Source organism: Vibrio mytili, from assembly GCF_000830505.1.
Lineage (GTDB): Bacteria > Pseudomonadota > Gammaproteobacteria > Enterobacterales > Vibrionaceae > Vibrio > Vibrio mytili.
Map to the genome: position 1 here is coordinate 131,326 of NZ_JXOK01000026.1, position 22,727 is coordinate 154,052.

Consider the following 22,727-nt stretch of genomic DNA (forward strand, 5'->3'; position numbering starts at 1 on the left):
ACTCAGAAGCGATGAGAGGGCAGTGCCTGCTCATCGCTAATTTTAAAATTCGCAATCAGCCTGAAACACCATCCTCTCTTTTGTATAGGGATGGTCCAATTCTAATGTTTCGGCGTGCAGATGCAGACGCTCGGCTTTTTCGCCGTACAAACCGTCACCCACCATTGGCATGTTCAAGCCCAGATGATGCGCGCTGTGGACACGCAGTTGGTGGGTGCGACCCGTTTTAGGGTACATATATACCTTACTGCGGCCGTTCTTTACTTCAATCAACTGCCAGTAAGTCTCGGCTGGTTTGCCGTGTTCATAACAAACTAATTGACGTGGACGGTCTTCTGGATCGCCACGCATTGGTAATGAGATTTCACCCTCTAAATCCTTGAGTTCACCTTCTAGCAACGCCATATAGCGCTTTGTTACGCCTCGGGCCATGAACTGTTTTTGCAAGTTTTTATTGGCGCGCTTAGTAAGCGCAAACACTAAGATTCCTGATGTTGCCATGTCTAAGCGATGGATGACAAAAGGTCCTTCCACGTCAGGAAACAGGCTCTGAAGTCGCGTATAGGCCGAGTCTTTGATGGTTTTTCCCGGTACTGATAGCAATCCTGAAGGCTTATTAACAACTACCATGGCATCGTCTTGGTAAAGTATTTCCAGCTCTTTATCTTCTGCCCAGTTTTCGGCTAGGGGGTTGGCTTCAACATTCAAGCCTTGCATCATGTGGCCTAAAATTGGCTGGCACTTGCTGTTGCATGATGGATAGAATTTCTTGTGTTGACGCACCTCCGATTTGGGAGATTCCCCCCACCAGAACTCGGCAAGCGCTAACGGTTTTAGGCCATGTTTAAAAGCATACTGAAGTAGCTTGGGGGCCGCACATTCCCCGGCACCAGCTGGTGGTACAGGTTACTGGTCTCGGCGAAAATATCCACCAAATCACGTGATTCACCAAAGCTATTGAGGAAGCGATATTGACGGTGAAGTTTATGCTGCAGCGCGTTAGACCGCTCTTTTCTGAGTGCTTTAAACTCATTGAGTTGCTGTTTGAGTTCTGCCAATCGCTGCTCTTTTACTGCCAACTTTTCATCCCACATCATCTTGAGGTGCTTTAGTTGGTTTTTGTCGGCCACGCTTTGTTTACTTAACTCATCCAGCAATGCTTTGAGAGCGTCAGGGCCGAGTGTTTGCTCGCCTTGTCTACGCTGTTCTTTGCGTTTAGCGCGTCCTGCTATCATCACTTGTCGTTGCTGCTGTTCTGCTTGTTGGTAAGCCGCCCGGTCGGCTTGAATGTCTGCTGTTAGCTCAGCCAATTCAGGGTTAGCTGCTGCCTTTCTGTAGTCGGTATTGACCGCATTGATGGCATCAGTTTCTGCACGGAAGAAACCCAGATCGGTCAACATATCATAAACTGGTGGCACAAAGCCTGGCAGCAAGTTTTTATCCGCGATTTTTCCGGAGAAGGCGCTTAGATAACCCAGATCTCCTTGTTTATTTTTCACCAAGAGCACACCGAACATTTTTCCACGTCCTGATTTATGAGCGTCCAGGCCAAAATCATGATCAAAATCGCTTTGCGCGAGCAAGTTCTGTTGTAACTGCTCAGCGGCCAATACACAAAGCGGATGCGGTGTATAGTAGAACGGAAACGTAAACTGCTCAGGTAACGTATAGCCAGAAATATCAGCAGTAAAGCGAGTAAAACAGTGTTCAGGCGAGTGCATGGTGAATATCCGCACGAGTAAAAAATTGAGCGAGGATTGTACATGTTTGATTCAAGAATGCCATATACCTAACCCACATCAAGGTGCTCGTTTTTACGAGAGTGGTTTGAGCTGTCAGACGCAGCATCGCGCTGAGTTCTATATCTTGTAGTGACTTGATTGTTCTGGTGCGTCTTCACTTGAGATTCATTCACGATCCTGTACCTTAAACCATATTCCTATTTCTTACACCAGTTAGAGTTTCATCGTATGCCACACGCTAGTATTAAATTTATCGCCTCCGATATGGACGGTACGTTGCTTGACCAATATGGTCGCTTAGATCCAGAATTTTTCGACTTGTTTTTGCAGTTAGAACAAAAAGGCATTGTGTTTTCAGCGGCATCTGGTCGCCAGTACTACAGCTTACGTGACACGTTCGCTCCTATCCAAGACCGTATTGTTTACGTCGCGGAAAATGGTACGTTGGTGATGCACAAGGATAAAGAAATCTATAGTTGTACCATTCCTAAAGTAGAAGTCGCAGAGATCGTTACAGCGGCGCGTGACATTGAAGGGGCACACATCGTATTGTGTGGCAAACGCTCTGCATATATAGAGAATCAAGACCAAAAAACATTAGAAGAATTTCATAAGTACTACCACCGTTGTGAACGTGTCGACGATTTACTGGGTGTTGACGATGAGTTCATCAAAGTGGCTATTTGTCATTTTGACGGCTCAGAAGAGCAGCTTTTTTCCACCATGAATGCGAAGTTTGGTGATTCACATAAAGTCGTGGTGAGTGCAAAAATTTGGCTAGATGTGATGAATGCCAAAGCGTCAAAAGGGGCCGCGATAGAGTTTTTGCAACAAACCATGGGCTTTACTCCTGCTGAAACCATGACCTTTGGTGATTATTTGAATGACCTTGAAATGCTACAAGTGAGTGAGCACTCTTATGCCGTTGCCAATGCGCACGAAAAGATAAAACAGGTGGCTCGATTTTCTGCACCTAGCAATCAAGACTCAGGCGTTTTAACCGTTCTCCGGGAGCGATTTAATTTGGATTAGGTTTGTCTGTGAATATTAAAAACTCCCTAATGCTTGGAAAGGGAGTTTTTTACGACTAGGTGTATATCTTGGTTGTATCACCATAAGTAGGGCTTTGTATTTATATCTGTCGCTCTGGTACCGGTTCAGTTTGTGATTTTTGGCGACTTTCAAACGTCTTGCTACTTGCGAATTTCATTTTATACATGCGCTTGTCTGCATAGTTTATGAGCAAGTCAATATCGTCACTGTCAATTGGATAATGCGCAATACCAATACTTGTCGACAGAGAATTGGTCTGTTTTACTGCTAAAACTGGCGTGACGAATACGTTGTGAATGAGTTGTCGAGCTTGTGTATCATTGATACTTTCGCCTTCAATCACGACGGCAAATTCGTCCCCTCCCATCCTATAAACAGTGAAATGATTCATTTGCATTGCTTTTAGTCTTTTCGCAACCTCTTTAAGTACGAAGTCACCCGCCTGATGCCCGTGTGTATCATTAATCGCTTTAAAGCCATTTAAATCCAAAATGCACAATGAAAAGCTGGTGTGATTCTTTGTGTACTTTCGCAAAGTATTAAACAAAGCATTTCGATTACCAAGTTCGGTCAATGGGTCACTGAGCGCCAGCTTTCTGTGAAAATGAGACTCGCGATAAAAGAAATAAATCAGAGAGAGTGTGGATAGCACAAAGGTAGCAAACAACATGTATTGCGCTCGCATTAATCGTTGCGTTTCTCCTTGCTGGGCTTCGTAGACCTTACTGCTTTGACGAAAGTTTTGGTTTACGAAATCAACCAAATTTAGATATAACGTTTGGGTAGACCGATAAAATATCGCTGCCGCTTGACTGTCGCCTGTCTTTGCTTCAACAAGCTGTGGCTCTAATGCTTTATATTGTTCAAACAGATCTAAAAAATAATATTGGATGTTGTTGCGCTTAAAAAACTCAAAGGCGTCATGACTGTTAATCAGTAGGTCGAAACGGCTCCAAGCGAGTTCATATTGCAGTTCCGCCCCTTCAATATTCAAAACGTTTTCATCGAGTCTCCTGGCTTCACTCACTAACTCAGAGAGCTCTTTCGAGAGTTGAAACAAAAACCAAGTGGCTTGTTTTTGTTCTTTAGTAAAATTTTGTGCCAAATCGCGGGTTTGTTGCAGTAGAAATACGTTCGCAAGTAATAAAGATACCGCGAAAATGACCAGCAACAGTTTATTCAATGACGAGTAATGCCATTTTTGGGCTTTGTCTGAAGACGTGTTTGCGTTGGTCATTTTTTCATTTCTATCTGACTGACTTGCCAAACCATCTGTGCATGATACTCAGTCCGATCTATTTCAGGGTAACTGCTTAATGGGTACACAACCCAATAAGGCCCTTTATCTCGTATTTTTATATATTGACCATCTTTCTTGAAAGCCAAGATTGGTTCATAACGAAGAATATCTTGACGAGGTAATATTGAGTGATAATTGTTGAGACCAGCGATATCAGTATATTCAGGGATACTGCCGTAGATCTGGGTAAGTAGAGTACTGAGCTTTACACCATCAAATTTAGCTGGTGCAGAAATCCAAGGTAAATTGGTTGTATAACTGGTAATGGGTAAAGCCTGAAGTTGTTCTAGCGTTACCGAAACATCGGTTTTTTGAGAACCACTAAAAACGATTTCACGTGCAGAGATAAATGTTGAAAAAACCAACAAAATCAAAGCGATTATCTTCTTCATTATAAGGCCTTGTTATATTTTATTATTTTGTTCTGCTTATGCAACCATGACTGATAGTCATAACTAATTTGTGGTCTTATTAATATAGTCAACCTAAATGCATTATATATCAGATTTTGGTTCAAAAGTAACGACTGGTTTGTTGAAGGTTAATGCTATTCAGTGATAAGGCGTAGTATTTGGCTGAGGGATATTAATACTAAGTGATTAAAATTTAAACGCTTGCTGAGTTTTTGAAACGTTTTATTTTATTAGATAAGAAAAGCCATCGTGAGAGGATGGCTTATCAGTCAAGCAATGGTTTCTGAAGAAAATGGAAGCATTATCCAAACAAATGCTTAGCGTGGAAGTTTAAGTGATCGTCAATAAAACTGGAGATGAAGTAGTAGCTGTGGTCATACCCAGATTGCATACGCAAGCTAAACGGTGAATCATGTAGTTTGGCAGCAGACAATAACGCTTCTGGCTTAAGTTGTTCACTTAAGAACCCATCGGCATCACCTTGATCGACCAGTATCGGCAGTGGTGATTGTGCTCGTTTTAAAAGCTCACTGGCATCGTATTGCTTCCAGCTTTCGATATCTGTGCCAAGGTAAGCGGTAAATGCTTTTTTACCCCATGGACACTGCATCGGGTTACTGATAGGACTGAAGGCTGAAATAGACCGATATTGTTGGCTATTTTTTAATCCGATGGTTAAAGCACCATGCCCACCCATACTATGGCCTGAGATAGATTTTACATCTGAAACAGGAAAATTACTTTCAATAATGCTAGGCAGCTCTTTGGTGATATAGTCATACATTAAATAGTGTAATGACCAAGGCGCTTGTGTCGCATTTAGGTAGAATCCTGCCCCTTGACCTAAGTCGTAACTTTCATCATCCGCAATCCCTTCTCCACGTGGGCTGGTATCGGGCGCAATGAGCGCGATGCCGAGTTCGGCAGCCATGCGAAACGCGCCGGCTTTCTGCATGAAGTTCTCATCGGTACAAGTTAATCCTGACAACCAGTACAACGCGGGTACAGGCTGTGTCTTGGTTGCGTTTGGCGGTAGAAAAATAGCAAAGCGCATCGTGCAGTTCAAAGCGGTGGATTCGTGCGTATATTGCTTATGCCAGCCTCCAAATACTTTAGTTTGGCTAACGTTTTCAATCATCATAATACACTCTCAAGAGACATAAATTTTAAGGAAGTGGTTGGGAGTTAGTTAATGAAAAGGCCCTCCTATGGAGAGCCTTCACAGAAATTATTTGTCCATGTGGACAACGCTTCGAATACTCTTACCTTCGTGCATCAGATCAAACGCTTCGTTGATTTCCTCTAGCCCCATAGTGTGAGTAATGAATTCTTGTAGACCAAATTCACCCGCCAAGTATTGCTCAACAATGCCCGGTAGCTCTGAACGACCTTTAACACCACCAAACGCACTACCTCGCCATACACGACCTGTGACGAGCTGGAATGGACGAGTAGAAATCTCTTGACCAGCACCTGCAACACCGATGATGACCGATTCACCCCAACCTTTGTGGCAACATTCAAGGGCTTGACGCATTACATTGACGTTACCAATACATTCGAATGAGTAGTCGACACCACCATCTGTCATTTCAACAATGACTTCTTGGATTGGTTTATCGAATTTTTGAGGGTTAATGAGGTCAGTTGCACCAAGTTGCTTCGCAAGCTCGAATTTGCTCTCGTTGATGTCGATACCAAGAATACGGCTTGCACCAGCCATACGAGCACCGATAATTGCCGATAGGCCGATACCGCCTAAACCGAAGATTGCAACGGTATCACCTTTCTGAACTTTTGCTGTATTCAGTACGGCACCCATGCCAGTTGTCACGCCGCAGCCAAGAAGACATACTTCTTCCAAAGGGGCTTCTTTGTTTACTTTTGCTAGCGAGATTTCAGGAAGAACGGTGTACTCGGAGAACGTTGAACAGCCCATGTAGTGGAAAATGGTTTCACCGTTGATAGAGAAGCGGCTAGTACCATCAGGCATCAGACCTTTACCTTGCGTTTCACGTACAGCCTGACACAGGTTCGTTTTACCTGATTTACAGAATTTACACTCGCCACATTCTGCCGTGTAAAGTGGAATCACGTGATCACCCACCTCTACGCTGGTCACACCTTCACCTACCATTTCCACAATACCGCCACCCTCGTGACCTAAGATTGCTGGAAAGATCCCTTCTGGATCATCACCTGAAAGTGTAAAGGCATCGGTATGACAAACGCCTGTTGCTACGATACGGACTAACACTTCGCCTTTTTTAGGCAGTTGTACATCCACTTCTTCCATTTTTAGTGGTTCACCTGCTGCCCAAGCGACAGCGGCTTTCGATTTGATCGATGTTTGACCTGGTTTGATTTCAAGTGCCATTAGGTTTTCCTTATCTAATCAATAGGTAGGCGTTGTCATTAAGCGTAGTTGAGCTTTGCATTTTCGCCTGATGTTTTACTAATACGCATTTTATCTATTTCAATAAAAATGATAATCCGTCCTTTTTGAAAATGATTTTTACGTTTGTGTAATAATTAAAGGTGTAACATAATGCCGCTTTACACACGCGCTCATTTTTGAATGCTAATAAATATTGATAGGATCAAGCGATGGCGAATTGGGAAGGTGTCAGTGAATTTGTTGCCGTGGCAGAAACCAATAGCTTCACCGGGGCGGCCGCTAAGCTCAAAACTTCGGTGGCACAGATTAGTCGTCGTGTTTCCGCTTTGGAAGCGCGTCTTGCGGTAAAGCTGCTGCATCGTACGACCCGAAAAGTCTCCCTTTCTGAAGCTGGTAAACTCTATTATCAACAATGTAAACATTTGGTTGAAGGTTTGGAATTAGCTGAGCTCGTAGTGACGCAAATGCAAACTGAGCCCAAAGGTGTGCTTCGTGTCACCGCGCCAGTAACGTATGGTGAACAAACCTTGTCGCCGCTTTTGCATCAGTTTTTAGAAAAATATCCGCAAGTGAATTTGGATTTAATTTTAACCAATCAGCGACTGGATCTAATTGAGCAAGGTGTGGATCTGGCGATCCGTCTGGGTCGTTTGCAAGATTCTAGCTTGGTTGCAAAACGGCTTTCATCTCGACAAATGTATGTTTGTGCCAGCCCTTTGTATCTCGAACGTTTTGGCGAGCCTCATACTCTATCAGAGCTCGGGCGCCATCAATGTTTGGTTGGATCGGTCGATTATTGGCACTTTAAAGAGCAAAACAGAGAACGGTCTTTGCGTGTGTCTGGGCGGATTAAATGCAACAGTGGATTTGCGTTGGTTGATGCTGCAAAACGCGGCTTGGGTCTGGCGCAATTACCCGATAATTATGTTCAAGAGGCTTTAGACAGCGGTGAGCTGGTCGAAGTATTGAGTGATTATCGCGACGATCGTGAAGGGATATGGGCTTTGTATCCGCAAAGTCATAATCTCTCACCAAAGGTCCGGTTGTTGATCGATTTTTTGGCTCAAGAGCTTTGTTAATTTTGCGGCGTTTTTAATCTGCTCTCTTATGTCGAGCACAGACTATATCCATATTGATTTTAATGGCCACATTATAACCCTCGTAATGTGCGATAGTTTACTGCAGCCATTATAGTTATATTTTTTATGAGTGATCACTGATTCGATTCTGCATCGTCACGCTTAATCACTTTGTGCCCGTCTTCTGAGATACCGTTTTTCCAGTAGCTACTGATATAAATGTTTTCGCGCTCGACTTCTTTTTCATTGCGGAAGTATTGACGTAATGCCCGCATCGAATCGAATTCACATGCACACCAAACCGCAGCCGTGCCATCTTGCCACTTCAGTTCACGGACTGCTTCCGCTAAAGGTTGTCCCTCTGTTAACCAAATTAATTCCATCCCTGCTGGCGCGTGTAAGGTTGAATGTCTGAAGAAGACAGCACACTGATGACCGCGTAGCCTTTGGCATCTTCAGGTAGCGTGCGGATTTTTGCTGACAGGGCGGGTAGTGCCGTCATATCTGCAGCCATAAAGAACCAGTCGGCATCGGTGTTGAGGTTAGAAATGCTGCCTGGGCCAACGATGCTGATGGTATCCCCTGGCTGCGCTTTTATCGCCCAGCGAGCGGCAAAGCCGCTTTGCAAGTCGTTGCTTTCGTGGCGCACAAAATCGACTTCGATCGTACATGCTTGAGAGTCATAGCGACGAATGGTATAGGTGCGAAGTATGGGTTTATCTTCTTCCGAAACGGATTCCAACTGGGTACTGCCAGATTGATTAAATAGCAGCTTAATGTAGCTACCTTCACAATCTTGAGGGAAGTGACTAAGCGCATCGCCTTGTAAGGTAATGCGCTGCATGTTTGGTGTAATGCGCTCAGTATGGGTGACAGCAAGCACCTTAGGCTGTGGTTTATTTTTCATTACTACAATTCTCAATAATAATTCTTTTTCTCATTTAGATTATCAGTATTGCTAAAGAGAGGGTAGTAACTTTATATAAATTTACACTGTTAATTTGTGTGAAGAAGAAGGTAGGGCCTGATGAAAAATGGACCTTCTTCTTCCTTACTTACGGGGTTGCGTTTTTTGCGTTGATTCAGTTAATGACCTATATCATTGGGAAAGTGGACAAAAGAAGCAATGCAGCCATACCATAGTTGAACCCTTTTGTACGCTTAGGTGTGGTTAACCAGCGTTGAAGTTGCATCCCTGCAGCGGTCCAAAAGGTGACGGATGGAATATTTGCTAAGCAGAATACGCCTGCAATAACTGATAATTCTATCCACATACCTCCACTGCTGTAGACGGTAATCGCTGTTAAAGCCATAGACCAGCCTTTTGGGTTGACCCATTGAAACGCGACGGCGCCTATAAAAGACATCGGGCGAAAGTCATGCTTTATGTCGGCGTTAGAACTGGTCGCTATTTTATACGTTAGGAACAATAAGTAACTTAAACTGAGGATTTTTAAAATCGTATGGCTAAACGGATAGGCATGAAACAAACTCATCAAGCCAATACCTACCAGTATTAACATCACACCGAAGCCAAAAGTAATGCCCAACATGTGGGGTATAGTGCGTTTAAAACCGACATTAGCACCGGATGTCATTAGCATGATGTTGTTTGGTCCAGGAGTGAATGTAGAGACAAACGCAAACAGTGCTAATGCGCCTAATTGATGGTATTCCATAGCGTAATCCTTCGTTCTATGCTTCCAAATTGAAGCCGCTCAGTTATATAAGTAACGTAGAAACAACTATAAGTAGAAATGCCAGCAACATTGTGCTTTTATCGAGCTATACTCATTTTTATTCACAATAAAACGTTATAAATTTCATATTTCTAGCAATAATATTGCTTAAGTGTCGGTTGGAAGAGAAAACGTCGTTGTTTAGCTCTTTGCTCGAACAGGATTCGCACTTCTGCTAACCATGTGCCAGTGTATTAATTAGATTAGGCAAATACTTTAAGCAATTTTTGGAAGTAGTTTCACTAGATTCGATTGGTGAGTATTTAAAAATTAACATTTATCTATAAATATTAACTTATAATTTTTTCGGTTAAAATAAAAACAGTGATCGAAAGCAAAATATTAATATTACTAATGTTTATAAAACGAAATTTATTGAAAATTAAGCTTAGAAACCTTTCCGTAAAGTACAATGTTGATAACTATTTACATATAAAAATTAATTTCAATTCAATATCATAAACATGGGAACTTTGCTATATAGGTCACACAAGTGATATTTTATAAATTGATTGTTTTTTTTTGTAATTTTATGTAAATCCCCTCTTATTTATTATCGAATGGTAGTTAACGATAATAAAAAAGGGTAGAACATGTACAATACAAAAAGCATAACGCAGATTACGATAGTCGTTGCTTTAGGGGGGCTCCTCTTTGGTTATGATACTGCCGTTATATCTGGAGCAACCGAAGCTTTACAATACTTCTTTAACCTATCACCTGCTGAACTGGGGTTTGCAGCATCATCAGCATTGATTGGCTGTGTCATTGGCTCTATCGTGGCTGGCCCAGTTAGCACCAAGTATGGCCGTAAAAAATCGCTCATTTTAGCGGCCGTTCTTTTCTTCATTTCTGCCTTTGGGTCAGCGTTACCAGAAACGCTGAACTTCATAGCTGGTACAACATATTCTAGTTTCATCATTTATCGAATTTTAGGGGGCATTGGTGTTGGTATTGCTTCAATGGTATCACCAATGTATATCGCAGAAGTTGCCCCACCAAGTAAACGAGGAAGTTTAGTTTCTTGTAATCAATTTGCCATCATATTTGGTATGTTGATAGTTTACTTCGTAAATTATGGTATTGCGCTATTAGGTTCTGATGAGTGGTTATTCTCAATTGGTTGGCGCTATATGTTTGCTTCCGAATGTTTACCTGCAGGAATTTTCTTTATTCTATTATTTGGTGTGCCAGAAACACCACGTTGGTTGGCAATGAATGGTTACTTTCAAGATGCTCGTAATTTGATCGCAAGCTTTAATAAAGGTGATGATTTTGATAAGCAATGGGCAGAAATTAAAGCGTCATTAAATGATAAAGCAAAGAATGTAAGTGTATTTTCACATGGCATTTTCTTTATTCTTTTACTTGGTATCACTCTGAGTGTTTTGCAACAAATTACCGGGATTAATGTTTTCTTGTATTACGCGCCGGTTATTTTCAAGAGCTTTAGTTCCTCGTCCACCGATGTCGCCATGCTGCAAACCATCTTAGTTGGCGCTGTGAATCTACTGTTTACTGTTATTGCTATTTATACCGTTGATAAATTTGGCCGTAAGCCATTGATGATGATTGGTGCTGCTGCAATGGCAATCAGTATGCTTGCCATTGGGACCGCCGCTTACCTAGATGCAATTGGTGGCTACTTGATCATCTTTGTATTGATGTACATCGCGGCATTTGCTTTATCGCTTGGTCCGGTCACCTGGGTATTACTATCGGAAATGTTCCCAAATGCGGTTCGCTCTAAAGCGCTGTCGATTGCTGTATTTGCCCAATGGTTTGCTAACTACGCTGTTTCACAAACTTTCCCAATGATGAACGCGAAAGACAGCTTTTTATACCAAGAATTTCATGGCGGTTTTCCATTCTGGTTATACGGTGCGATGGCCGTTGTTACGGTGTACTTCATTTATCGCTGGATCCCAGAAACCAAAGGCAAGTCTTTAGAAGAATTGGAAAAACTGTGGGATCAAAAAGGTGAAGAGAAAGAACTGTCTGTTTCATCCGCAAATTCATAAATATTTTTAACATATTATAAGTTTATATCTGGAGTCTATTATGATTAATTTACCACAAGTAAAAATGGGTATTGTGGCAGTAAGCCGAGATTGTTTTCCTATTTCTTTGTCTGAGCAGCGTCGTCAAAAAGTAGTTGCTGCATGTATTGAGCAAGATATTGAAATCGTCGAATTGCAAACGGTTATAGAAAATGAAAATGATATGCTTAAAGCGCTCGCTGAAGCCGAGCAAGCGCAATTAAATTCGTTAGTCATTTATTTAGGAAACTTTGGTCCAGAAGGGCCGTTAACTCAAATGGCGCAGCGTTTTAATGGTCCTGTTATGTTTGCTGCTGCGGCAGAAGAAGCAACTTGTGGTTTACAAGATGCGCGAGGAGATGCTTATTGTGGAGTTTTGAATGCGTCGTACAGCGCTAACTTACGTCACATTCGTCCTCATATTCCTGAGAATCCTGTTGGGACTGCAACCGAAGTTGCTCAAATGATCGCAGACTTTAAGCCAGTAGCTCGTACCATTTTAGGTTTAAAGGGGCTTAAAATATTTAGCTTTGGTCCAAGACCTCAGGATTTCGTTGCTTGCAATGCACCGATCAAAGCATTGTTTGATCTCGGAGTGGAGGTGATGGAGAACAGCGAACTTGATTTGTTAGACATCTATCAGCAAGCTGAAGGTCACCCTGATATTCCGAAGATCATTTCAGAAATGGAATCTGAACTAGGCGACCATAATCCTTACCCTGATTTGTTACCTAAACTTGCTCAGTATGAAGCCGCATTGTTGGATTTCTATCAACAAAATTTAGGTGCTTCCACATTTGGCATTTTCGCAAACAAATGTTGGCCTTCTTTTGAGAAGTTCTTTGGCTTCGTACCTTGCTATGTGAATGCAAGGTTAGCTGAACGTGGTATTCCTGTCGCGTGTGAAGTGGATATTTACGGCGCTTTATCTGAATATATGATTACTTGTGCGACCGATCACCCAGCTACCCTGTTGGATATCAACAACACGGTTCCAACAGATATGGTTGAAAATAACCAAGATAAGATGGGAAGTTATACGGCAAAAGATCTCTTCATGGGATTCCATTGTGGTAACACGGCTTCAAGCTGCATGAAAAACTCCCAATTAAGATTTCAAAAAATCATGCATAGCTTAATGGAGCCGGGACAAGAGCCAGATATAACTCGCGGCACTCTAGAAGGGCAGATCAAAGCTGGTGAGGTCACTTTGTTCCGCTTACAAAGCACTGCAGATACTCAATTGCGTGCTTATGTTGCACAAGGTGACATTTTAGAGATTGATCCTCAATCCTTTGGTTCGATTGCCGTGTTCGCTATCCCTGAAATGCAGCGATTTTATCGTCATGTCTTGGTTCAAAAGAACTACCCACACCATGCTGGCATTGCTTTTGGTCATGCGGGTAAGACCTTATATCAAGTTCTTAATTTATTGGGTGTTACTGATATTGACTATAACCAAGAAGCTGGGAATAGATATCCGTTTGAAATTCCGTGTGCGTTTTTAGGTTAACCAATTAATAGAGTCGGGAAGCTTAGATTAAAAAACAAGCTTTCCGACTTTTTGTATTTAGGAGTAGGCTGATGAAGAATCAAAAGTGGGGAGACTTCTCCCTGTATACGCTAGTGAACGATTTGGGCAGTAAAATTGTTGTTGCTGATTTAGGGGCGACGGTTGTTGATTGGTGGGTAAAAGATAAGTCGGGTACGTTGACGAATATTGTCTTAGGTTTTAAAACACCTGAGCAATATTTAGAGACTAGCGCTTACATTGGTAGTGTTGTCGGCCCTTGGGCGAATCGTATTTATCAAGGTAAATATCAAGTGAATGGTGTGGACTACGAGCTTGACCTCAACGAAGGCGTGAATCACTTACATGGGGGCAGTGTGCAGCTTGATAAGCGACGTTGGAGTGTTAAGTCTTACTCTAACAATAGCATTGTATTTACCATCAAAGTCACGCAAGGAGAGGCTGGATACCCCGCGAACCTTGATATTGATGTATCTTATATGCTCACAGAGGACAATAAGCTAAACGTCGAATATACGGCAAGTGCTGACAATGTAGTGCCTATCAATTTAACACAACATACGTATTTTAATTTCTCAGGAGGCAGTGAAAGTATCGTCAACCACGAGGTAAGAATTGATGCAGATGAATTTTTAAGCATTGATGAACACTCCATTCCATTCGAGGCAACCCCAGTAGCGAATACTGCCATGGACTTGCGTCAATTTTGCCAATTAAAAGAACGGTTAGCAGCAGATGATCAACAAGTGAAGTTGGTTAATGGCTTTGACCATTGTTGGTGTTTAAATACAAAAGGGATGGGATTAGCTGCGCAAGTTTACAATCCGAGCAATGGGATTTATATGGATGTTTATACGGATCAAGATGCGATTCAGCTTTATACAGGTAATGCTTTGCCAGCAGAAGTGTCACGTACAGGGCAGTCTCTTTCTCCCTATGATGGCTTGTGTTTAGAAACTCAGCACTATCCAAACCAAGTCAACATGCCCCAACATGCAGAAGAATGTATTTATGGGCCGGATAAGAGTTATACACACAAAACGGTATTTGAGTTTGGTTCGCGTTAATTAATCTTATTCTAAAAAAAGCATCACATACGAGATTGTGATGCTTTTTTTATCTGATGTGACTATATAAACCTGTGACTGAACACTATTTAAACTTTCTCTCACATTATGAGTAGTACTACTATTATGTATTAAAGTAGGGGCAGATTAACCCAACTCAGACTCTGAAACTGCCTCTTATGCAGTGTTAACGATTTTTGATTTAGAACCACTAGATCTTCAAATCGATGCCGCGCCTGTGAACCAAGTCATTCTCGCTGAACCTAGCACCTTGAGGTTATTTGGGTATACATTAAAAATAGTACCTTACCTAAGAGCGAGTAAATTCTCACGGAACAAGCATCTTGAAGTAACTTGAGTATAGAAGTAAAAAGCCCAAGTATATCCATGTTTATGAACATACTTGGGCTTTAATTGGATGTTTTATTTTATAAGTTAGCGCTTATTTATAAATAAATCCGTTGATAATATTTTCTAAGTACTCTTGGCGGCCTGATTCTTTTACTGGAGACAAGTTGTTGCTGACGGCAAAGTTAGCCAATTGTTCTAGGTTAAGCTCACCGTTTAAGATTTGCTTGCCTAGATCTTGGTTCCATTCTGCATAGCGTTGAGCGATGTTTTTTGCTAGTACATCATTTTCTATCATAGCCGCTGCACGCTCAAGAGAAAGAGCCATAGTGTCCATACCTCCAATATGGCCATGGAAGAGATCTTCTGCGTCAATAGACGGGCGACGAAGGCGAGCGTCAAAGTTAAAGCCTCCAGTTGTAAATCCACCTGCTTTCAAGATTTCATACATGACTAAGGTGTTTTCTTCGACACTGTTTGGGAACTGGTCAGTATCCCAACCAAGCTGAGCGTCGCCACGGTTTGCATCAACTGAGCCAAAGATACCTAATGATGTTGCTGTCGCGATTTCATGATGGAAGCTGTGCCCTGCGAGCGTTGCATGGTTAGCTTCAATATTGACTTTTATTTCGTTCTCTAGCCCAAACTGTTTTAAGAAGCCGTAGACCGTCGCAGTGTCGTAATCGTATTGGTGTTTGGTTGGTTCTTGTGGCTTAGGCTCGATTAAGATCGTACCTTTAAAGCCAATTTTGTGTTTGTGTTCAACTACCATTTGCATCAATCGACCAAGCTGTTCACGTTCTTGTCGAAGATCGGTATTTAGTAAAGTTTCATAGCCTTCTCGACCGCCCCATAGTACATAGTTTTCGCCGCCTAGACGCTGAGTTGCACCCATGGCATTAAAAATTTGAGTCGCAGCGTAGGCAAATACTTTTGGATCAGGGTTGGTCCCAGCACCAGACATGTAACGTGGGTTGGAGAAGGCATTTGCTGTACCCCAAAGCAATTTGAGGCCAGTTTCCTCTTGTTTCTGCTCTAATACATCGACCATGGTTTGGAAGTTGTTTACGTATTCTTTAATGGAATTACCTTCTGGCGCTACGTCAACGTCATGGAAGCAGTAGTAAGGAATGCTTAATTTTGAGAAAAAGTCGAACGCATGATCCGCTTTGATTTTTGCCATTTCCATGGCATCACCAGAACTTAGCCATGGACGTTCAAAGGTGCCGGCGCCAAATACATCTGAGCCTGGCCAACAAAAGTTATGCCAGTAACACGCTGCAAATCGCAAATGCTCCTTCATACTCTTACCTAAAATCATTTTATCTTCATCATAATGACGAAATGCAAGAGGGTTGGTTGAATCTTTACCCTCAAATTTTATTTTATTTATATTCTTAAAGTATTCAGTCATAGTCGATATTCCGGTTAAATTTCAAAATAATCACGTTCTATAATAATATTTACCAAATATAATTTTCTTACAATTATGATTTTTTATTCTTAAATTAACCTATTTTTTAACTGTGCTTAAGATCTCATTTTTGGGACTGTATAGAGCTAAAAGTACGGGCTATCTATTAGTTTATTTAGCTCTATTATTCCAATTTCTGATTGTGTTCACATTTGAGAAATATCATAACTTTATTATGAATTTGGACAAATTGTAGATCTCCATATTATCGATAACATTAAAAACGGATAAAAATTAATTGGAGAGCTATGTATATGAATACGATAAAGTTATCTGTAAAAGAAAAGGTGGCATACGGTCTCGGCGATACAGGGTGTAACTTTGTATGGCAGACGGTAATGCTATTCCTTGCTTACTTTTATACTGATATCTACGGTCTATCACCGGCGCATATGGGGACCATGTTCCTATTGGTGCGCTTCATTGATGCGGTAACTGATCCTTTAATGGGATCCATTGTTGACCGCACAAAATCTAAACATGGTCGCTACCGTCCATACTTGTTGTGGATGGCGGTACCATTTGGTGTTGCTTGTATGATGGCGTTCTTTACGCCAGACTTTGGTCAAACGGGAAAAATTGTATACGCTTACGCTTCTTATATTTTCTTAACTTTAATGTATACCGCAATTAACGTCCCGTATTGTGCAATGGCAAATGCTCTAACCAATGACTCGAATGAACGTACTTCGCTACAATCTTACCGATTTGCATTGAGCACCGCTGGTGGGCTCGTAGTGGCGATGGTCGCTTTACCTTTAGTCGATATTATCGGTCAAGGAGATACGCAAAAAGGTTATTTAGGTGCAATGGGTGTAATGGGGCTGTGTGCAATAGCGCTATTTTTCTTTAGCTTTAGCCAAACCAAAGAGCGTTGTGTCCCTCAAGAAGACGAAGTAAAGCAATCTGTTTGGAAAGATTTACAACTACTGTTTAAGAACAACCAATGGAGAGTGCTGTTCATTCTGAATGTTGTGTTGCTAACTGGCGTGGTATTGAAAGGTGCTTCAACCATGTACTATGTTAATACAGTAATGGGACGCAGTGACTTAGCGACTATCTTCATGGTAAGCGGTATGCTAGCGAATATTATTGGTGCCATCCTTTCCGCTCCACTTTTAGGTAAATTTGATAAACCTAAAATCTATCGCGTGCTAATTTTAGCGTCAGGTGTATTGTCAGCCTTGCTGTATTTGGTAGAGCCTAGCAATGTGTTTATGATTTTCGCTCTTGTAATTGCATTGGGTATTGTACAAATGAGTACAACCCCGATTCTTTGGAGCATGATGTCAGATGTGGTTGATTATGAAAAAACACGCAGTAATCGTTCATTAAGTGGCATGGTATTTTCAACGAACCTATTCGCTATCAAACTAGGTATTGCGGTAGGCGGTGCGGCTGTAGGTTGGGTGCTAGCTGCTGCTGGATATGTAGGTGGAGCAGAAGTCCAAACAGCAGAGGCAGTAACAGCAATCAACTTACTCTTCACCGTGATTCCTGGGATAATTTTCATGTCGTTGGCAGTGATCATGTTGTTCTATAAGTTAGACAACCAACGCTTGGCACAAGTAAAAGCACTATTAACGCTTGATGCGAAGGAACAAGAAAAACTGAAACCAGTTAACCATAATGTTGAACTAGGCTAATTCGTTTGTTTCGATGGATAAAAAGCCCCAATTTTGGGGCTTTTTTTGTTTAGAATTATGGACTGAAAACTCTCGATAGTGTCTGATTTTTCTATATTGTCACAATGTTATATGAATGATTTTATTTTTATTCAATCTAGTCTATATATTTCAACAACGGTTAATAAAACAATAAAAATTTATTGTGGTCATTTTCTTATGAGATTGATATATCCAAAAAGAGAATGTTTGATCAACTTTGATGCTTTTACGTACTCTTTTACATAGGTGATTTTTGCCAATGCCTTAACTTTTTTAAGTAGAAGGTGCGACAACTAATGGTAGAAATACCGGCATTATTGTGTTGTTATCAAGTCATGTTTACTTTTTTTGGCAATAAAAGGTTACCATGGACAGGTTTGACGAAAGGATATTGCAGGAGCTGAAAGCAGATGGAAGAGTGTCTAATGTTGAGCTTTCTGAACGCGTAGGGTTATCTCCTTCCGCAACGTTACGTCGCGTTCAGGATTTAGAGCGCAAAGGGGTCATTAAAGGCTATCGTGCGGTGCTAAACAATGAGCAACTCGGTGTCGGTTTTATCGCTTACGTTTCGATTGGTTTATCGTCACATTCAAAAAAAGCTCAGCAAGAATTTGAGGAGCACGTTCGTTTTGTTAAGCAAGTGGTTGAGTGTCATAACATTACGGGGGTCAACGAATATTTATTGCGTGTTGAAACTCAAGACTTAGCGACTTACAAAGCGTTTCACGCTGATGTATTAGGCGAGTGTGAACACGTCAAATCCATCACAACGATGGTCGTGATGGATACATCGAAAGATGTTCGATGATGAGTAAGTTACTAAGCCCTCGATTATGTAGCACGTCAATTTGAAGTGACTCGAAATACTCCGTCGAGTATGAGAAGGCTTCTCATGGAATTCTGGCAAGCGCTTGGCACTCTTGCAATTCTAATCGTGATTCTTACCTGCTAAGTAATTTCATCCTGCTAGTTTTATGCACACCGCTTTTGTTGTTAAGCGGTGAGTCAGATAATTTAAGGATGAATAATGAAATCACATCTTACAATTCCACTATTGAGTGTCGGTGCGATTGCAGCACTGAGTAGTTTCAATGTTAGTGCCCATGGTTGGGTTGAGTTTCCGAGCGCACGTCAACACACGTGTTACTTAGATGGTGGGTTCTGGACAGACGAAATACCAAACCAAGCGTGTCAGGCTGCCTACGATGAGTCCGGTGCCTTCCCGTTTGTCCAGCGCAGTGAAATTTCTGCGAATGTCGCCAATTATCGCGACATGACACACGTTCAAGCAGTCATTCGTGACGGTGAGTTATGTTCTGCCGGCAGTGTGGCGAAAAACGGGCTTAATCTTCCGTCTCCACATTGGCAACGAACCAATGTAACGCTCGATGAAAATAACCAAATCGAATTAGTGTTTTACGGTAAAGCCCCTCATAACCCTTCTTATTGGGAGTTTTATCTTACTAAACCAAGCTATGATGCGACTCAACCTTTAACGTGGAGCGACTTGGAGTTGATCGATACGGCTGGTGATGTCTATACCGATGAAGAGAAGCGTTATCGTATCCAGGTTACTTTCCCATCGGATCGTTCAGGTGATGCCATTTTATACACTCGCTGGCAGCGAATTGATCCTGCGGGTGAAGGCTTTTATAACTGCAGTGATATTACATTAACCAATTCTGGAGGTTCGACGCCAGTTGATCCTGTCGACCCGGTTGATCCGGTAAACAACCTAACAAGTCTTGGTTATTTCGTCCCACAAGGTTTTGGTCCAGTGGCGTCGGGAGATACGATTCGTTTTCGTACATTCGATGCAACAGGTAGTGAGATCGTAGATATTTCACTGCCAATTAATGGCAACAATACGATCACTTGGGCAGCCGAGTTGGCTGATCAATTCAACTCACAACAAACTGGAGACTGGTATGTCGGTATATGGCATCAGGCGATGAGCCATTATATGTTTGATAGCGAAAACGTGAATGCAAACCAAGTGTTAGCGCCAAGCGCAGATTTCAGTTACGCCTTATCGCTAATCAAAGCGGACGTCCCACCTCCCGTAGAGCCCACTAACTTATGGGATAAAACTGCTGTATATACTCAAGGTGACATGGTAACTCATAACGGCCAAGAGTGGACCGCGCAATGGTGGACGCGTGGTGAAGAGCCTGGCACGACTGGCGAATGGGGAGTGTGGCGTTAATTCACCTGCAGGTTATATTTAGTCGCCTAATTTTCATTGATTAAATGTAAAACCCTTCTCATATCGTTATGGGCAGGGTTTTATTGATAAAATACCGCCAGCCAAATTGTTTCCTTGTCTGGCGTTGTCCAGTTCACTCTATGCTTAGTGTGTGCAGGGATGTTGATATGATCGCCTGCCTCAAGTCGTTTAACGGGCCCATTTTTAAATTCAATTTCTCCTGCCCCCTGAATGATCACAACCCATTCATGCTCCTCTTGATCGTACCAGCCTTCTTCTGGCGATACATGACCTCTTGAGACGATCCGTTCGATGCGCAATGTTTGATAATTCAAAAGCTCGTCAAACATCTCCTTACCAAGGTCGTGGGGTAAGTCTTTATATAGGTTCATCAGGTCTCCGTATATTTTTAATAACATATCTCGCAAACGCACAATATAAATTACAAAATTGCGTCCCATTTGCATATTTTTTTGATCAAATATACATTTCTTCATACAGAATAGACATGATTTTTACAAATTGATTTCCATCAAAAATGTAGGGTTTTTATGTGCTAGATTGCGCACAGCTCAGAGAAATAACGATATCCGCGTGCTTCAGGCTTGTCCTCTAACTTGTTGGCAGAACAGGCGAGAAGCAGAGTGGTGTCAATATAACGAAGCCCTATAAAGGAAAGATAAAATGAAAAAAACAATCTCCAGTTTGGCAGTGGTTGCCGCACTCTTGTCGCCTAGCGTTTTTGCCCATCAGCAAGGAGACTTCGTGTTACGTGTCGGTGCTGCCTCGGTGGTTCCCAATGATAGTAGCGACAAAATATTAGGCTCAAAGGAAGAGCTAAAGGTAGATTCAAACACCCAACTTGGTTTGACATTAGGTTATATGTTTACCGACAACATCAGTCTGGAAATATTGGCCGCAACGCCGTTCAGTCACGATATTTCAACGGATTTATTGGGGCTCGGTGATATCGCAGACACCAAGCATTTACCACCGACTCTGATGGTTCAATATTACTTTGGTGAGCCAGAAAGCAAGGTGCGACCTTACGTTGGCGCAGGCATTAACTACACCATCTTCTTTGATGAAGGCTTTAATAGCAAAGCAAAACAGGCGGGTCTTTCTGATCTTGAGTTAGATGACTCTTTCGGTCTGGCAGCAAATTTTGGTGTCGACTATCAGATTGATGAAAAATGGTTTGTCGGCGCGTCTGCATGGTATGCAAATATAGAGACGGAAGCGACCTACAAGTTTGCTGGTGATAAACAAAAAACCGACGTCAAAATTAATCCTTGGGTCTTCATGATTAGCGGCGGCTATAAGTTCTAACGTTATGATTTTCCTACCAACGATTGTCAGTATCGACACTCGGGTAGGCTGTTTAGATGACCATGTTTGGCCTGGCTATTAAGTGCCTCGGAAACTGACTTTAACGATTGCGCCCGATAGCTTAATTGGGCGCTACTTATTCTAAGCATCGGCTGTGTCTGTATTAATCATTGAATGGTCACCTATTGACTGGATAGTGCCAAGACCGCTTGTTGTACTGACGCGAATTGTATTTTAATGATACATCGTTGCGCCTGACTGAATTCATGGCATTGAATCAGGGCTGTCACTTCCTCGACGGATAATACGTTGTCTGTTGGGTTCAATGTGATGCGCTTGTCGTTGTCATATCTCAGTCTAAAAGAGCGACCTTCGGAGTCAACAACGTAATCTTCTTTGCTCCAAATCAGCGACTCGCATTCAGTGTGTAATTCTGTAATGGAGGGAAGATAAATGAGTTCATCATCACCTTCTAGTTTTAGTAGGCATGGCCATAATACCGTGTTTTGAGTCATTCTTGTGCCTTGTTGTTAGAAACTAGAGTGTGGTGTCTTTAAAAACTCAATTTCCTCAGGAGTACTCTCTCTTCCCAAAACCGCGTTGCGATGTGGATAGCGCCCAAACTGATCGATGATGGCTTTGTGTTTTAGCTCAAAATTGTAATTGTTTTCAAGTCCCGGAGCTCGAAATAGCTGTTCTGCTTGCACATGAATAAGGTGAGATTCACTGTGCATGAATGGCATGTACAAAAAGCTTTGTTTTTCTGGAGCAAGTTTTTTATCAAGACCTAGTCGAATCGCCTCTTGCGCTAACGCTAGAGCAAGTGGGTCTTGCGCAAATGCTTTAGGCGAATTGCGATAGATATTGCGTGAGAATTGGTCGAGCACGATGATTTCGGCTAATCGTCCTTGTGCGTTATCGCGCCAGTGAAACAGTTCACAACAAGCGGCTTGTTCTAATAACGTGGCAAAGCGTGATTGGATTTCTGCGTCCAGATCGGGATTATTTTCAAACCAATTTTCAGGTGTCAGTTCTTCAAACCAGAAATGAATGATCGACTGGTACATAGCGTGTCCTTTTGTTTTTTGTTGCAAAGAAGCAGTAACGAAGCGCCGACTGAAGGTATTGGCGCTTGCCTTTATTCACGACCGTAAGTTTCTACTATATAGCGTTCTAACTCATATCGTTCAAACTCATTACACATCTGTGTGTCGGAAACCGTATTGCTAGTCAGTTCTTTATTGCTGTCGACTACTTTGATGTTTGCGTTAGGTCTGTGGTTGATTATTGCACGGTTGAGAGGAAGAAAGGAGCCATCTGGTCATCTACGGTTTTATTAAAC

Annotated in this window: 18 protein-coding genes and 2 pseudogenes; 9 read left to right on the forward strand and 11 right to left on the reverse strand. The window is 42.0% G+C overall.

The genetic code is table 11. The features are described 5' to 3' along the window. Window positions 1–42 precede the first annotated feature (42 nt). Window positions 43–1,721, reverse strand: a pseudogene (locus tag SU60_RS08825) (RluA family pseudouridine synthase). Window positions 1,722–1,970: 249 nt separating this feature from the next. Between SU60_RS08825 and SU60_RS08830 the strand changes: the two are divergent. After that, a complete protein-coding gene (locus tag SU60_RS08830) occupies window positions 1,971–2,774 on the forward strand; it encodes a Cof-type HAD-IIB family hydrolase (protein WP_041155194.1) in 804 nt (267 codons plus the stop codon). Between the two features lie 100 nt (window positions 2,775–2,874). Here SU60_RS08830 and SU60_RS08835 read toward each other — a convergent pair whose 3' ends face one another. The 4 genes from SU60_RS08835 to SU60_RS08850 form a co-directional block, all read right to left on the reverse strand. Next, window positions 2,875–4,032 (reverse strand): GGDEF domain-containing protein, encoded by a 1,158-nt coding sequence (locus SU60_RS08835; RefSeq protein ID WP_084735709.1) that lies wholly within the window; start codon window positions 4,030–4,032, stop codon window positions 2,875–2,877. Beyond that, window positions 4,029–4,487, reverse strand: coding sequence for a putative pterin-binding protein (locus SU60_RS08840; RefSeq protein WP_041155195.1), 459 nt, complete (start codon window positions 4,485–4,487; stop codon window positions 4,029–4,031). The genes SU60_RS08835 and SU60_RS08840 overlap by 4 nt, the downstream gene beginning before the upstream one ends. 322 nt (window positions 4,488–4,809) lie before the next feature. Continuing rightward, window positions 4,810–5,649, reverse strand: a complete 840-nt coding sequence (fghA, locus tag SU60_RS08845; RefSeq protein ID WP_041155196.1) for an S-formylglutathione hydrolase — start codon at window positions 5,647–5,649, stop codon at window positions 4,810–4,812. Window positions 5,650–5,736: 87 nt separating this feature from the next. After that, complete coding sequence (locus tag SU60_RS08850; RefSeq protein WP_041155197.1) at window positions 5,737–6,885, reverse strand: S-(hydroxymethyl)glutathione dehydrogenase/class III alcohol dehydrogenase; 1,149 nt, start codon at window positions 6,883–6,885, stop codon at window positions 5,737–5,739. Between the two features lie 230 nt (window positions 6,886–7,115). On the opposite strand from SU60_RS08850, the gene SU60_RS08855 reads away from it, so the two are divergent. After that, complete coding sequence (locus SU60_RS08855; RefSeq protein ID WP_041155198.1) at window positions 7,116–7,985, forward strand: LysR family transcriptional regulator; 870 nt, start codon at window positions 7,116–7,118, stop codon at window positions 7,983–7,985. A gap of 134 nt (window positions 7,986–8,119) precedes the next feature. On the opposite strand, the pseudogene SU60_RS08860 reads toward SU60_RS08855, so the two are convergent. After that, window positions 8,120–8,892: pseudogene (locus SU60_RS08860) on the reverse strand (siderophore-interacting protein). A 187-nt stretch (window positions 8,893–9,079) separates the two neighbouring features. Next, window positions 9,080–9,664, reverse strand: coding sequence for a LysE family translocator (locus SU60_RS08865; RefSeq protein ID WP_041155199.1), 585 nt, complete (start codon window positions 9,662–9,664; stop codon window positions 9,080–9,082). Window positions 9,665–10,317: 653 nt separating this feature from the next. Here SU60_RS08865 and xylE point away from each other — a divergent pair. From xylE to SU60_RS08880, 3 genes are all read left to right on the forward strand, one after another. Then, window positions 10,318–11,745, forward strand: a complete 1,428-nt coding sequence (gene xylE / locus SU60_RS08870; protein ID WP_041155200.1) for a D-xylose transporter XylE — start codon at window positions 10,318–10,320, stop codon at window positions 11,743–11,745. A 40-nt stretch (window positions 11,746–11,785) separates the two neighbouring features. After that, window positions 11,786–13,276 (forward strand): L-fucose/L-arabinose isomerase family protein, encoded by a 1,491-nt coding sequence (locus tag SU60_RS08875; RefSeq protein WP_041155201.1) that lies wholly within the window; start codon window positions 11,786–11,788, stop codon window positions 13,274–13,276. Between the two features lie 71 nt (window positions 13,277–13,347). After that, the gene (locus SU60_RS08880) at window positions 13,348–14,361 is read left to right on the forward strand and encodes an aldose epimerase family protein (protein ID WP_041155202.1); all 1,014 of its coding nucleotides are present in this window, start codon (window positions 13,348–13,350) and stop codon (window positions 14,359–14,361) included. A 442-nt stretch (window positions 14,362–14,803) separates the two neighbouring features. On the opposite strand, the gene xylA is transcribed toward SU60_RS08880, so the two are convergent. Then, window positions 14,804–16,123 carry a xylose isomerase gene (gene xylA / locus SU60_RS08885; protein ID WP_041155203.1) on the reverse strand — a complete coding sequence of 440 codons (1,320 nt, stop codon included), beginning with the start codon at window positions 16,121–16,123 and terminating at the stop codon, window positions 14,804–14,806. A 314-nt stretch (window positions 16,124–16,437) separates the two neighbouring features. Between xylA and SU60_RS08890 the strand changes: the two genes are divergently transcribed. From SU60_RS08890 to SU60_RS08900, 3 genes are all read left to right on the forward strand, one after another. Beyond that, on the forward strand, window positions 16,438–17,829 hold the full coding sequence (locus tag SU60_RS08890) for a glycoside-pentoside-hexuronide (GPH):cation symporter (protein ID WP_041155204.1): 1,392 nt from the start codon (window positions 16,438–16,440) through the stop codon (window positions 17,827–17,829). Window positions 17,830–18,217: 388 nt separating this feature from the next. Next, a complete protein-coding gene (locus SU60_RS08895; RefSeq protein ID WP_041155205.1) occupies window positions 18,218–18,658 on the forward strand; it encodes an Lrp/AsnC family transcriptional regulator in 441 nt (146 codons plus the stop codon). A 219-nt stretch (window positions 18,659–18,877) separates the two neighbouring features. Continuing rightward, window positions 18,878–20,056, forward strand: a complete 1,179-nt coding sequence (locus SU60_RS08900; RefSeq protein WP_041155206.1) for a lytic polysaccharide monooxygenase — start codon at window positions 18,878–18,880, stop codon at window positions 20,054–20,056. A gap of 80 nt (window positions 20,057–20,136) precedes the next feature. Here the strand turns inward: SU60_RS08900 and SU60_RS08905 are convergent, their stop codons facing one another. Beyond that, window positions 20,137–20,448 carry a cupin domain-containing protein gene (locus SU60_RS08905; RefSeq protein WP_041155233.1) on the reverse strand — a complete coding sequence of 104 codons (312 nt, stop codon included), beginning with the start codon at window positions 20,446–20,448 and terminating at the stop codon, window positions 20,137–20,139. A gap of 292 nt (window positions 20,449–20,740) precedes the next feature. On the opposite strand from SU60_RS08905, the gene ompW reads away from it, so the two are divergent. Beyond that, complete coding sequence (ompW, locus tag SU60_RS08910; protein WP_041155207.1) at window positions 20,741–21,385, forward strand: outer membrane protein OmpW; 645 nt, start codon at window positions 20,741–20,743, stop codon at window positions 21,383–21,385. A gap of 182 nt (window positions 21,386–21,567) precedes the next feature. On the opposite strand, the gene SU60_RS08915 is transcribed toward ompW, so the two are convergent. Beyond that, window positions 21,568–21,900, reverse strand: coding sequence for a DUF4144 family protein (locus SU60_RS08915; protein ID WP_041155208.1), 333 nt, complete (start codon window positions 21,898–21,900; stop codon window positions 21,568–21,570). 15 nt (window positions 21,901–21,915) lie between these two features. Next, window positions 21,916–22,452 carry a DUF924 family protein gene (locus SU60_RS08920; protein WP_041155209.1) on the reverse strand — a complete coding sequence of 179 codons (537 nt, stop codon included), beginning with the start codon at window positions 22,450–22,452 and terminating at the stop codon, window positions 21,916–21,918. Between the last annotated feature and the right edge of the window lie 275 nt (window positions 22,453–22,727).